Here is a 12,314-nt window from a genome sequence, read left to right as displayed (position 1 = left end):
GCCATGCCGGTCTGGTCGACGGCGCGCAAGGCCCGCCTGCTGCGCTTCGCCATGAACCTCTACCCGCCCTTCCTGGGGGCGGGCATCCGTGTGCGGTACATCGCTGGCGATTTCCGCGAGGTTCGGGTGCGCATGGGCCTGAACCGGCTCAATCGCAACTATGTAGGCACCCAGTTCGGCGGCAGCCTCTACGCGATGACCGACCCGTTCTTCATGCTGATGCTGATGGAGAACCTGGGCCGCGACTACGTGGTCTGGGACAAGGCGGCCAACATCGAGTTCGTCAGCCCGGGCAAGGGCCCGGTGCATGCGCATTTCAGCATCGACCAGAAGCTGCTCGACGAGGTCCGCGAGCGGACCGCCGGCGGCGAGAAGTACCTGCCCCGGCTGCACGCCGAAGTGCGCGACGACGCCGGCACCCTGGTGGCGCGGGTTCAGAAAACCCTGTACGTGCGGCTCAAGCCGCGCCTGCGGAACGCGGCCTGAAGAGGGCCAACGAGTGGAGAACGAGGATATGCACGCGGATCTGGTCATCGTCGGCGCCGGCATGGTCGGTAGCGCCCTGGCCCTGGCCCTGGAGGGCAGCGGCCTGGAGGTGCTGCTGGTGGACGGCGGCTCGCTCGACGTGGCGCCGTTCAAGCCGGAGGCGCCCTACGAGTCGCGGGTCAGCGCGCTGTCCGAAGCCAGCCGGCGGATTCTCCAGCGCCTGCATGCCTGGGACGGCATCGTCGCGCGCCGCGCCGAGCCCTATCGCGAGATGCAGGTGTGGGATGGCTCCGGCACCGGGCGGATCGGCTTCAGCGCCGCCAGCGTGCACGCCGAGGTACTCGGCCATATCGTCGAGAACCGGGTGGTGCAGGACGCCCTGCTGGAGCGCCTGCACGATTCCACCACCGGCCTGCTGGCCAACGCGCGCCTGGAACAGATGCGCCATTCCGGCGACGACTGGCTGCTGACCCTGGCCGACGGCCGTCAGCTGCGCGCGCCGCTGGTGGTCGCCGCCGACGGCGCCAACTCGGCGGTACGCCGCCTGGCCGGCTGCGCCACCCGCGAATGGGATTACCTGCACCACGCCATCGTCACCAGCGTGCGCTGCGAGAACGCGCACCGCGCAACCGCCTGGCAGCGCTTCACCGACGACGGCCCGCTGGCCTTCCTGCCCCTGCCGGACCGCGGCGACGAGCACTGGTGCTCGATCGTCTGGTCGACCACCCCGGAACAGGCAGAACGCCTGATGGCGCTGGACGAGGATGGTTTCCGCGCCGCCCTCGGCGAAGCCTTCGAACAGCGCCTGGGCGCCATCCTGCATGCCGACCGGCGCCTGTGCATCCCGCTGCGCCAGCGGCACGCCAAGCGGTACGTCGAGCCGGGCCTGGCGCTGGTCGGCGACGCTGCGCACACCATCCACCCGCTGGCCGGACAGGGCGTGAACCTGGGCTTCCTCGATGCGGCGGTGCTGTCCGAGGTCCTGTTGCACGCCCTGGAGCGCGGCGAACGGCTTGCCGACGAACGCGTGCTGAGTCGCTTCGAGCGGCGGCGGATGCCGCACAACCTGGGCATGATGACGGCGATGGAAGGCTTCGAGCGCCTGTTCCAGGCCGACCGGTTGCCGCTGCGCTGGCTGCGCAACGCCGGCCTGCGCCTGGTCGACGGCCATCACGAGGCCAAGGCGCTGTTCGTCCGCCAGGCGCTTGGCCTCAGCGGCGACCTGCCGGCGCTGGCACGCGTCTGAGCGGGGCGGCTCCCCCCTGACGGGAGGGCCGCCAGTCCTCAGAACAGCGCCGCGCAGTCACGCATGACCTGCGCCTTGTTGCGCAGGTAGAGCCCGAACAGGTTGCGCGCGGCTTCTTCGTTCACCTCGATTTCCATCGCCTCGACGAAGGCGTTCACCGCCGCCGTGGCGTGGGCGAAGTGATTGCTCTCGGTGCCGCCGGTGTGCACCGTTACCCAGGCCACGGTGGCGCGGGCGCGTTCGGCGGGTACGCCCATGTCGCGGCTGAACCATTCCTTGTACAACGGGTGGATGTACTCCACCTCGCCGTGGGTATAGACCTCGTGTACCAGCGTGGTCAGCAGTCCCTGCATCAGGTCGCGCTCGCGCAGGCGCTGGCGGTCGGTCCAGTCCTTGAACGCCTGTGCCGAAGGCAGGCAGTTCTCGCGCAGCAGCCAGCGGTCGTCGCCGCAAAGGGTGGTGGCCATGGTGTAGAAAAGATCGGCATGCACGGTGTTGCCGAGGGCGCCGAGGTCTTCGTCGGTGATCCGTTGCAGGCTGCCGCAGGCTCGATAGAGCTGGTCTGCCGCTGCCGAACCCTGTTCCGAGCGGGCCAGCAGGGTCAGGCGGTTGGCCAGTCCGGAAACGCTGGCCGCCGAGTTGTTGGTCTTCGACCAGCTGGCGAAGAACTTGCGCAGCGGCTCGACCGCCTGGCGCCGGGCGGTGACCCGGGCGAAGGCGTCCTCGATGTCCAGCAACGACGCCGTCTCGTCCCAGAAGGCCCGGAACAGCGCATGGCGCAGGGCTCCGGCGGGCATGTCGTTGAGGACCGGCTCGATGACGCCGAGCAGCTTGCTGTGGGGGGTGATGACATGGTTCATGGCTAAGCTCCTGTCGGTTCTTGTTGTTCTTGCGATGGTTACGGTCTTCCTTGCGACGCGCGCAGGGCCGCGCGTTCGGCCTGTGGTGCGGACCAGCCGTAGCGGGTCAGAAGCAACGGCAGCAACTGGGCCAGGAGGATCAGGCCCAGGCAGCCCGGCCAGCCCCAGAGGTCCCAGAATGGCGCCGGCAGCACCGCGCCGAGGCTGCCGCCGGCGTAGTAGCAGGTCAGGTAGAGGCCGACGGCACCGGCCTTGTCGGTCCCGGCGTTGCTGGCGGTGAAGGCGTTGACCGTGGACTGTGCGAGGAACACGCCGGTGGCGCTGAGGGCCAGGCCGACGAGAATCGTCGGCAGGCCCGGCGCCAGGGTCAGCAGCGAGCCGCACACGCCCAGCAGCGATGCGCCCAGCAGCAACTGGCGGTGCGGGCGGGCGCGGGCCAGGCGGCCGCTGGCGGGAATCACCAGCAGGGCGAGGAGGAACACCGCGTAGATCGAGCCGAGCTGAGCGGTGTCCAGGCTGTAGGGCGGACGGCTGAGACGGATGCCGATATAGGTGAACATGGCGACCTGGGAAAAGAGGACACAGAACCCCACCGCGTACGACGACAGCAGCGGAGCCCGGAACAGTTCACGGGATACTAAGGGGCGTTTCCCGGGTGCGGGCGCCTGCCTGCCAGAATTGGCAGGGAGCAGCGCACGGATGGCGACAGCGATGAGCAGGGTCAGCCCGGCTAGGATCCGGAAGGCGACGCGCCAATCCCACTCCTCGGTCAGCAGGCCGGTGAGGAAGCGTCCGGCGAAGCCGCCGAGGATGGTCCCGGCGACATAGAGGCTGGTCAGTTCGATGACCGCGCCGCCGCTCCAGCGCTCGCCGATGTAGGCCACGCTGCTGGCGAACAGCAGGGGAATCAGCATCCCCTCGGCGAAGCGCCAGAGCAGGAAGGCGGCGAAGCTGCCGGCATGGGCGGCCAGCAGCATGGGCACGCAGAGCAGGCTGGCGGCGAAGGCGATCACCCGGCTGCGCTCGCGGCCGCCGCTGAGTCGGCCGACGAAGGGCGCGGCGAGGGCCACCGCCAGGGTGGTGGCGGTGATGCTCCAGTTCGATTGATGGGCGCTGATGTGAAAGCTCGCCGCCAGTTCGTCGAAGATGCCCTGGGTGGTATAGAGATTGAGGAACGCAGCGCAACCGCAGAGAAACAGCGCGAGGCGGGGGAAACCCTGGGACGAATTCATGGAACGCTCTGCCTGGACGAGAAACCCCCTGTTATAGGGGCGCTCCCGACGGGCTGGCCAATACCGATTCAGGACCGATCGATACCGAGGAACCGCATGCTCGACCTACGCCGCCTGCGCTGCTTCGCAGCCGTTGCCGAAACCCTGCATTTCGGCCGCGCCGCCCAGCGCCTGCACATGGCACAGCCGCCCTTGACCCGGCAGATATCCGCGCTGGAGGAAGAGCTGGGTTTTCGCCTGTTCGACCGCTCCAGCCGGGCGGTGACCCTCACCACCGAGGGCAGCCTGTTCCTGCCTTACGCACGCGGCCTCTTGGACCAACTGGAGCGCACCGCCGGCTTCGCCCGCAAGCTGGCGCAGGGGCTGGCCGGCCACCTGACCCTCGGCTACGCCAGCTCCATCGCCCTGTCGGACCTGTTCACCGAGGCGATCCGACTGTTCCGCGAGCGCCACCCGGAGGTGCAACTGGAGCTGCTCGAAGGCGCTTCGGCGGCGCAATGGGCGCAGATCGCCGAAGGCGGCATCGATGTGGGGCTGGGGCGCCTGCCGCCGCCGGAAGGCCAGGTCGGCATCGAGGTGCTGGCCCTGGGCGGCGAGCCGCTGGTGGTGGCCGTGCCCAACGGCGATCCGCTGGCGCGGCAAGAGCGGATCGACCTGTACGATCTGCGTGATCGGCCGCTGATCCTGTTTCCGCTGGACTACGGCTCCGGCCTCAACGAACTGATCGAGCGCCTCTACCGGAAGGCCGGACTGGCGCTGACGAGGGGACCGGCCGGACGCCAGATCACCTCGATCATCGCCCTGGTTGCGGCCGGCCAGGGTGTTGCCCTGGTGCCGCGTTGCAGCACCGCGCTGGCTCGGGCCGGAGTCGTCTATCGCCCGCTGGCAGAGCCCGAGGCGCTGGCCGATTTCCTCGTCTTCACCCGCCGCCATGGTCGCAGCACCGCGGTGGAGGCGTTCCTCGCCATCCTCGGTGGCCTGGACGCAGGCGAAACACCCCGACACATTTAGTCGCGCGGGTTCGCAAGCGAGATTTCTTATCATTCGTGCCTACGTTCCGCTGACGAGGCTGTTCTTCATGCAGGCAAGCAAAGCTCTACTCGCCGCCCTGGCCCTGGGCATCACCGGCCTGGCCCAGGCCGCCGACGAAGTGGTGGTGTATTCCTCGCGCATCGACGAGCTGATCAAGCCGGTGTTCGATGCCTACACCAGCAAGACCGGCGTGAAGGTCAAGTTCATCACCGACAAGGAAGCGCCGCTGATGGCGCGGATCAAGGCCGAAGGCGCGAACACCCCGGCCGACCTGCTGCTCACCGTGGACGCCGGCAACCTCTGGCAGGCCGAGCAGATGGGCCTGCTGCAACCGTTCAAATCGGCCACCATCGAACGGAACATTCCCTCGCAGTATCGTTCCAGCACCGATAGCTGGACCGGACTGTCGCTGCGCGCGCGGACCATCGTCTACTCCACCGAGCGGGTCAAGCCGGAAGAGCTGAGCACCTACGAAGCCCTGGCCGACAAGCAATGGGAAGGCCGCCTGTGCCTGCGCACGGCGAAGAAGGTCTACAACCAGTCGCTGACCGGCACCCTGATCGAGACCCACGGGGCGCAGAAGACCGAGGAAATCCTCCAGGGCTGGGTGAACAACCTGGCCACCGACGTATTCGCCGACGACAATGCGGTGATCCAGGCGGTGGACGCCGGCCAGTGCGACGTCGGCATCGTCAATACCTACTACTACGGACGCCTGCACAAGCAGAACCCGAACCTGCGGGTCAAGCTGTTCTGGCCGAACCAGGCCGACCGCGGCGTCCACGTCAACCTGTCGGGTATCGGCCTGACTCGCCACGCGCCGCATCCCGAGGCAGCCAAGGCGCTGGTGGAATGGATGACCGGGCCCGATGCCCAGGCGCTGTTCGCCGGGATCAACCAGGAATTCCCGGCCAACCCGCAGGTCGCGCCGTCAGCCGAAGTCGCCAGCTGGGGCAACTTCAAGGCCGACAGCATCCCGGTGGAAGTCGCCGGCAAGCGCCAGGCCGAGGCGATTCGCATGATGGACCGCGCCGGCTGGAACTGACCGCCGGTTATACTCGGCGCCCCGGCTCGTCCGAGCGGGGCGTCGTTCGTTCCGCACCGAGGATTTCGTGGCCCATCCCGCTCCCCGCCGCTGGTACCCCATTACCTTCACCGTTGCCGCGCTGGTCCTGCTGCCGCTCAGCGTGCTGCTGCTGAGCTGGCTGGAGATCGACCGGGAAATCTGGAGCCACCTGTGGGATACCCAGTTGCCGCGCCTGCTCGGCAACACCCTGACCCTGGTGCTCGGCGTCGGCATCGGCGTGACCCTGCTCGGGGTCAGCCTGGCCTGGCTCACCAGCCTCTGCGAATTCCCCGGGCGGCGCTGGCTGGACTGGGCGCTGATGTTGCCGTTCGCGATCCCGGCCTACGTCCTGGCGTTCGTCTTCGTCGGCCTGCTGGATTTCGCCGGACCGGTGCAGAGCCTGCTGCGCGAGTGGTTCGGCAGCGGCCTGCGGTTGCCGCGCGTACGCTCCACCGGCGGGGTGATCCTGGTTCTGGTGCTGGTGTTCTATCCCTATGTCTACCTGCTCGCGCGCAGCGCCTTCGTCGCCCAGGGCAAGGGCCTGATGGAAGCCGCGCGGGGCCTCGGCCTGTCGCCCTGGCAGGCGTTCCTGCGGGTCGCCCTGCCGATGGCGCGCCCGGCGATCGGTGCCGGCCTGGCGCTGGCGGTGATGGAAACCCTGGCCGACTTCGGCGCGGTATCGGTGTTCAACTTCGACACCTTCACCACCGCCATCTACAAGACCTGGTACGGCTTCTACAGCCTCTCCAGCGCCGCCCAGCTGGCCAGCCTGCTGTTGCTCGGGGTATGCCTGGTGCTGCTCGGCGAGCGCCACACGCGGGGCAGGGCCAGGGCCGCCAGCGAGCGTCCGCGCGGCGCGCCGCTGTACCGCCTGCGCGGCGCCAGGGCGCTGGCGGCGAGCGCCTGGTGCGGGCTGGTGTTCCTCTGCGCCTTCGTGATTCCCGTGGCGCAACTGGTTGTCTGGTTCTGGCATCAGGGCCGTTTCGACCTCGACGAGCGCTACTGGGACCTGATCGGCCATACCCTGACGCTGGGCGGCATCGCCGCGCTGGCGACGGTCGCCGTGGCCCTGCTGCTGGCCTTCGCCGTGCGCCTGGCGCCGACCCGTGCTATCCGCGGCGCGGTGGGCCTGGGCAACCTCGGTTATGCGCTGCCGGGCTCGGTCCTGGCGGTTTCGATCATGCTGGCCTTCAGTTGGCTGGACAATCACTGGGTGATCCCGCTTTCCAGCGCCCTCGGCGGCGCCGGCAAGCCGCTGCTGCTGGGCAGTCTGTTCGCCCTGCTGCTGGCCTACCTGATCCGTTTCATGGCGGTGGCCTACGGGCCGCTGGAAAGCGGGCTGGCGCGGATCCGCCCGTCGCTGCCGGAAGCCTCGCGCAGCCTCGGCGTGGGCGGCCCGCTGCTGTTCCTGCGGGTCTACCTGCCGCTGTTGCTGCCGGCCTCGCTGAGCGCCGCGCTGTTGGTCTTCGTCGACGTGCTCAAGGAGATGCCGGCGACCCTGCTGATGCGTCCCTTCGGTTGGGACACCCTGGCCGTACGGATCTTCGAGATGACCAGCGAGGGCGAATGGGCGCGCGCCTCGCTGCCGGCCCTGACCCTGGTGCTGGTCGGCCTGCTACCGGTGGTCGGGTTGATTCGTCGTTCTGCCCATCATTCCGATCGCTGAGCCCAGTATCCATGCAGGTCGTAGGGTCTATGCACGGATTGCGGCACGCTTCCATGGTGTCCTGCTCCGGGGCTTGCGGCTACAATGCGCGCGATTTCGTGCCGGCGGTCCCTGCCGACGGCACCCGCTACGCCCGGAAGGAGAATACCCATGGGATTGCGCACCCCGCTTTACGAGCTGCACGTCGCGCTCGGCGCCAAGATGGTCGATTTCGGCGGTTGGGACATGCCGCTGCACTACGGTTCGCAGGTCGAGGAGCACCATCAGGTCCGGCGTGACTGCGGTGTCTTCGACGTGTCCCACATGACCGTGGTCGACGTCGCCGGCGAGCAGGCCACGGCCTATCTCCAGCATCTCCTGGCGAACGACGTGGCGCGTCTCGGCGAGACCGGCAAGGCGCTCTACAGCGCGATGCTCAACGAAGACGGCGGGGTGGTCGACGACCTGATCGTCTACCTGACCGAGAACGGCTACCGGGTGGTGGTCAATGCTTCCACCCGCGACAAGGACATCGCCTGGATGCAGGCGCAGGCCGCCGGCTTCAAGGTCGACCTGCAGGAACGCGGCGACCTGGCGATGCTCGCCATCCAGGGCCCCAACGCCCGCGTGCACAGCTCCGAACTGGTATCCCCGGCACGCGCCGCGCTGATACGCGAACTCAAGCCGTTCCAGGGCCGTGCCGAGGGCGACTGGTTCATCGCTCGCACCGGCTACACCGGCGAGGACGGCCTGGAAATCATGCTGCCGGCCGCCGAGGCACCGGGCTTCCTCAACGAGCTGGTTGGTGCCGGGATCTCCCCGGCGGGCCTGGGGGCGCGCGATACGCTGCGCCTGGAGGCCGGGCTCAATCTCTACGGCCAGGACATGGACGAAAGCGTTTCCCCGCTTGCCGCCAACATGGGCTGGACCGTAGCCTGGGAGCCGGTTGCGCGGGACTTCGTCGGCCGCCGCGCGCTGGAAGCGCAGAAGGCCGCCGGCGACCAGCCGAAGCTGGTCGGCCTGGTTCTGGAGGAGCGTGGCGTGCTGCGCGCCCACCAGGTGGTGCGGGTAGCTGGCATTGGTGAGGGGGAGATCACCAGCGGCAGCTTTTCGCCTACCCTGAACAAGTCCATCGCGCTGGCCCGCGTGCCGGCCGCCACCGGCGACCGCGCCGAGGTGGAAATCCGCGGCAAGTGGTACCCGGTGCGGGTGGTCCAGCCCAGTTTCGTGCGTCACGGCAAGCCCCTGATCTAACCTGGCAATGGCGACCGCCGTCGCCCCCGACTTCGAGGAAAACAAGATGAGCAATATTCCCGCCGAACTGCGTTACGCCCAGAGCCACGAATGGGCTCGCCTGGAAGCCGACGGCAGCGTTACCGTGGGCATTTCCGACCATGCCCAGGAAGCCCTTGGCGATGTGGTCTTCATCGAGCTGCCGGAGCTGGGCAAGACCCTCGCCGCCGGCCAGGAAGCGGGCGTGGTCGAGTCGGTGAAGGCCGCCTCCGACATCTATTCGCCGATCGGCGGCGAAGTCATCGCCATCAACGAAGCCCTGGCCGACACCCCGGAAGACGTCAACAACGATCCGTACGCGTCCTGGTTCTTCAAGCTCAAGCCGAGCAATCCGTCCGAGCTGGACAAGCTGCTCGACGCCGCTGGCTACCAGGCCGCCGTCGACGCGGAAGGCTGAGCCGCCGCGTAGTCGCGACAAAACCCGCTATCCTTGGACAAGGCCTCGATCATTCGAGGCTTTGTTCTTTTTGCAGCGGCGAAATGCGTTTTCGCCGTCGTTGCTTTCTCATTCGATATCCGTTCGGCGACGATCGCTGGCAGGGCGATGCCGCCCCCAACGAGACCGAAGCCATGTCGCAGACGCCGTCCCTCGCCCAGCTCCAGCCCGCCGATGCCTTCCTGCGCCGCCACCTCGGCCCCGATCCGGCGGAACAGCAGGCCATGCTGGATTTCCTCGGGGTTTCCACTCGCGCCGAACTGATCGTACAGACGGTGCCGCCGGCGATCCGCCTCAACCGGCCGCTGGAACTGCCCGCCGCGCTCGACGAACAGGCCGCCCTGGCGCGCCTGCGCGGCTACGCCGGGCTCAACCAGCGCTGGACGAGCCTGATCGGCATGGGCTACTACGGCACCGTGACGCCGCCGGTGATCCTCCGCAACGTGCTGGAGAATCCCGGCTGGTACACCGCCTATACGCCCTACCAGCCGGAAATCGCCCAGGGCCGCCTGGAAGCGCTGCTGAACTTCCAGCAACTGACCATCGACCTCACCGGACTCGACCTGGCCAGCGCCTCGCTGCTCGACGAAGCCACCGCCGCCGCCGAGGCCATGGCCCTGGCCAGGCGGGTGGCGAAGGCCAGGAGCAACCGGTTCTTCGTCGATGCGCATTGCCATCCGCAGACCGTTTCGGTGTTGCGCACCCGCGCCGAGGCGTTCGGTTTCGAGCTGGTCGTCGACGAGCCGGACAATCTTGCCGCCCACGCGGTGTTCGGCGCCTTGCTGCAATACCCGGACAGTCGCGGCGAGATCCGCGACCTGCGTCCGCTTATCGAGGCATTGCATGGCCAACAGGCGCTGGCCTGCGTCGCCAGCGACCTGCTCGCCCTGTTGCTGCTGACCCCGCCGGGGGAACTCGGTGCCGACGTGGTGCTCGGCAGCGCCCAGCGCTTTGGCGTACCGATGGGCTACGGCGGGCCGCACGCGGCGTTCTTCGCCACCCGCGAAGGGTACAAGCGGGCGATGCCGGGGCGGATCATCGGCGTTTCCCGCGACGCCCGCGGCAACCCGGCGTTGCGCATGGCCCTGCAAACCCGCGAGCAGCACATCCGTCGGGAAAAAGCCAACTCGAACATCTGCACCGCCCAGGTGCTGCTGGCCAACATTGCTTCGTTGTATGCCGTCTACCACGGGCCCCAGGAGCTGAAACGCATCGCCCAACGCGTCCAGCGCCTGACCGCGCTGCTGGCGGCGGGCCTGGAAAGCAAGGGACTGCGGCGGCTCAACCGGCACTTCTTCGACACCCTGACCTACGAGGTCGGCGAGCGTCAGGCGGCGATCCTCGAACGGGCGCGGGCGGCGCGGGTCAACCTGCGCGTGGTCGACGACCGGCGGCTGGCCCTGAGCCTCGACGAAACCTGTGACGCGGCGACCCTGGCGACCCTGTTCGAGATCTTCCTCGGCGCCGGCCACGGGCTGGATGTCGCGCACCTGGATGGCGGGGCGGTGGCCGACGGCATCCCGGCGGTCCTGCAACGCACTTCGGCCTACCTGCAGCATCCGGTGTTCAACGCCCACCACAGCGAGACCGAGATGCTTCGCTACCTGCGCCAGCTGGAAGGCAAGGACCTGGCGCTGAACCAGGCGATGATCCCGCTCGGCTCCTGCACCATGAAGCTCAACGCCAGCAGCGAGATGATCCCCATCACCTGGCCGGAATTCGCCGAACTGCATCCGTTCGTGCCGCGCGAGCAGGCCGAGGGCTATCGCCGGATGATCGACGAACTGGAAGCCTGGCTGCGGGCGATCACCGGCTTCGACGCCATCTGCATGCAGCCGAACTCGGGAGCACAGGGTGAGTATGCCGGGTTGCTGGCGATCCGCCGCTACCACCAGAGCCGCGGCGATAGCCAGCGCGACATCTGCCTGATCCCCGCATCGGCGCATGGCACCAACCCGGCCTCGGCGATCATGGCCAGCATGCGGGTGGTGATCGTCGAGTGCGATCCCCGCGGCAATGTCGACCTCGATGACCTGCGCCTGAAGGCGGCCGAGGCGGGCGACCGGCTGTCCTGCCTGATGATCACCTACCCCTCGACCCACGGCGTCTACGAGGAGGGGATAGGCGAGATCTGCGAAGTGGTCCACCGCCACGGTGGCCAGGTCTACATGGACGGCGCCAACCTCAACGCCCAGGTCGGCCTGGCGCGACCGGCGGACATCGGCGCGGACGTCTCGCACATGAACCTGCACAAGACCTTCTGCATCCCCCATGGTGGTGGCGGGCCGGGCATGGGGCCGATCGGGGTCAAGCGGCACCTGGTGCCGTTCGTCGCCAACCACCCGGTGATCCGTGTCGAAGGGCCGAACCCGCTGAACGACGCGGTCAGCGCGGCGCCCTGGGGCAGCGCCAGCATCCTGCCGATCAGTTGGATGTACATCGCCATGATGGGCCCGCAGCTGGCCGACGCCAGCGAGGTGGCGATCCTCTCCGCCAACTACCTGGCGAACCGTCTGGACGGGGCGTTCCCGGTGCTCTATCGCGGGCGCAACGAGCGCGTCGCCCACGAATGCATCCTCGACCTGCGACCGCTCAAGGCGAAGACCGGGATCACCGAGGAGGACGTGGCCAAGCGCCTGATGGACTACGGCTTCCACGCCCCGACCATGTCCTTCCCGGTGCCGGGCACGCTGATGGTGGAGCCGACCGAGAGCGAGTCGAAGGCGGAGCTGGATCGCTTCGTCGAAGCGATGCTGAGCATCAGGGCCGAGATCGGCAAGGTGGAGAGCGGCGACTGGCCGGCGGAGGACAACCCGCTGAAACGGGCGCCGCATACCCTGGCCGACGTCACGGGACTCTGGCAGAGGCCCTACGAGATCGCCGAGGCGGTGACCCCGAGCGAACACGCGCGGGTGTTCAAGTATTGGCCGGCGGTGAACCGGGTGGACAACGTCTACGGCGACCGCAACCTGTTCTGCGCCTGCGTGCCGCTGGACGATTACCGCGAGTGACCTCGCC

Annotated in this window: 10 protein-coding genes; 8 read left to right on the top strand and 2 right to left on the bottom strand. The window is 68.2% G+C overall.

Annotated elements, in window-relative coordinates:
- Positions 1-3: 3 nt before the first annotated feature.
- Both HMPREF2886_RS21525 and HMPREF2886_RS21520 read left to right on the top strand, forming a co-directional pair.
- Positions 4-486: a hotdog fold domain-containing protein gene (locus HMPREF2886_RS21525; protein WP_033973362.1), complete on the top strand. Its 483-nt coding sequence runs from the start codon at positions 4-6 to the stop codon at positions 484-486.
- A 28-nt stretch (positions 487-514) separates the two neighbouring features.
- On the top strand, positions 515-1,732 hold the full coding sequence (locus HMPREF2886_RS21520; RefSeq protein ID WP_070748326.1) for a 2-octaprenyl-3-methyl-6-methoxy-1,4-benzoquinol hydroxylase: 1,218 nt from the start codon (positions 515-517) through the stop codon (positions 1,730-1,732).
- A gap of 38 nt (positions 1,733-1,770) precedes the next feature.
- Here HMPREF2886_RS21520 and HMPREF2886_RS21515 read toward each other — a convergent pair whose 3' ends face one another.
- Positions 1,771-2,592 carry a hypothetical protein gene (locus HMPREF2886_RS21515; RefSeq protein WP_033973363.1) on the bottom strand — a complete coding sequence of 274 codons (822 nt, stop codon included), beginning with the start codon at positions 2,590-2,592 and terminating at the stop codon, positions 1,771-1,773.
- 38 nt (positions 2,593-2,630) lie between these two features.
- Positions 2,631-3,824, bottom strand: coding sequence for an MFS transporter (locus HMPREF2886_RS21510; RefSeq protein ID WP_033976961.1), 1,194 nt, complete (start codon positions 3,822-3,824; stop codon positions 2,631-2,633).
- 96 nt (positions 3,825-3,920) lie between these two features.
- On the opposite strand from HMPREF2886_RS21510, the gene HMPREF2886_RS21505 reads away from it, so the two are divergent.
- The 6 genes from HMPREF2886_RS21505 to gcvP all read left to right on the top strand — a co-directional run bounded on the left by HMPREF2886_RS21505 (position 3,921) and on the right by gcvP (position 12,307).
- Positions 3,921-4,835 (top strand): LysR family transcriptional regulator, encoded by a 915-nt coding sequence (locus HMPREF2886_RS21505; protein WP_033973367.1) that lies wholly within the window; start codon positions 3,921-3,923, stop codon positions 4,833-4,835.
- Between the two features lie 67 nt (positions 4,836-4,902).
- Positions 4,903-5,901, top strand: coding sequence for an extracellular solute-binding protein (locus tag HMPREF2886_RS21500; protein ID WP_033976960.1), 999 nt, complete (start codon positions 4,903-4,905; stop codon positions 5,899-5,901).
- A gap of 67 nt (positions 5,902-5,968) precedes the next feature.
- Positions 5,969-7,588, top strand: a complete 1,620-nt coding sequence (locus HMPREF2886_RS21495) for an ABC transporter permease (RefSeq protein WP_070748324.1) — start codon at positions 5,969-5,971, stop codon at positions 7,586-7,588.
- A gap of 150 nt (positions 7,589-7,738) precedes the next feature.
- Positions 7,739-8,821 (top strand): glycine cleavage system aminomethyltransferase GcvT, encoded by a 1,083-nt coding sequence (gcvT, locus tag HMPREF2886_RS21490; RefSeq protein WP_033973371.1) that lies wholly within the window; start codon positions 7,739-7,741, stop codon positions 8,819-8,821.
- Positions 8,822-8,867: 46 nt separating this feature from the next.
- Entirely contained in the window at positions 8,868-9,257 is a 390-nt protein-coding gene (gene gcvH / locus HMPREF2886_RS21485; protein ID WP_033976991.1) for a glycine cleavage system protein GcvH, read from the top strand.
- Positions 9,258-9,430: 173 nt separating this feature from the next.
- Positions 9,431-12,307 carry an aminomethyl-transferring glycine dehydrogenase gene (gene gcvP, locus HMPREF2886_RS21480; RefSeq protein ID WP_033976990.1) on the top strand — a complete coding sequence of 959 codons (2,877 nt, stop codon included), beginning with the start codon at positions 9,431-9,433 and terminating at the stop codon, positions 12,305-12,307.
- The last annotated feature ends 7 nt before the right edge of the window (positions 12,308-12,314 follow it).

Origin of the sequence: Pseudomonas sp. HMSC066A08 (assembly GCF_001813025.1) — a bacterium.
In the GTDB taxonomy this organism is placed as follows: Bacteria; Pseudomonadota; Gammaproteobacteria; order Pseudomonadales; family Pseudomonadaceae; genus Pseudomonas; species Pseudomonas aeruginosa.
Note: the sequence above shows the minus strand (reverse complement) of the source record. Positions and strands in the feature narration are given on the sequence as shown.

Excerpts from the sequence above, each read along its gene's own strand:
- HMPREF2886_RS21500 (WP_033976960.1), top strand. The coding sequence starts at position 4,903 with ATGCAGGCAAGCAAAGCTCTACTCGCCGCCCTGGCCCTGGGCATCACC.
- HMPREF2886_RS21515 (WP_033973363.1), bottom strand. The coding sequence starts at position 2,592 with ATGAACCATGTCATCACCCCCCACAGCAAGCTGCTCGGCGTCATCGAG.
- gcvH (WP_033976991.1), top strand. The coding sequence starts at position 8,868 with ATGAGCAATATTCCCGCCGAACTGCGTTACGCCCAGAGCCACGAATGG.
- HMPREF2886_RS21510 (WP_033976961.1), bottom strand. The coding sequence starts at position 3,824 with ATGAATTCGTCCCAGGGTTTCCCCCGCCTCGCGCTGTTTCTCTGCGGT.
- HMPREF2886_RS21505 (WP_033973367.1), top strand. The coding sequence starts at position 3,921 with ATGCTCGACCTACGCCGCCTGCGCTGCTTCGCAGCCGTTGCCGAAACC.
- HMPREF2886_RS21525 (WP_033973362.1), top strand. The coding sequence starts at position 4 with ATGCCGGTCTGGTCGACGGCGCGCAAGGCCCGCCTGCTGCGCTTCGCC.
- gcvP (WP_033976990.1), top strand. The coding sequence starts at position 9,431 with ATGTCGCAGACGCCGTCCCTCGCCCAGCTCCAGCCCGCCGATGCCTTC.
- HMPREF2886_RS21520 (WP_070748326.1), top strand. The coding sequence starts at position 515 with ATGCACGCGGATCTGGTCATCGTCGGCGCCGGCATGGTCGGTAGCGCC.
- gcvT (WP_033973371.1), top strand. The coding sequence starts at position 7,739 with ATGGGATTGCGCACCCCGCTTTACGAGCTGCACGTCGCGCTCGGCGCC.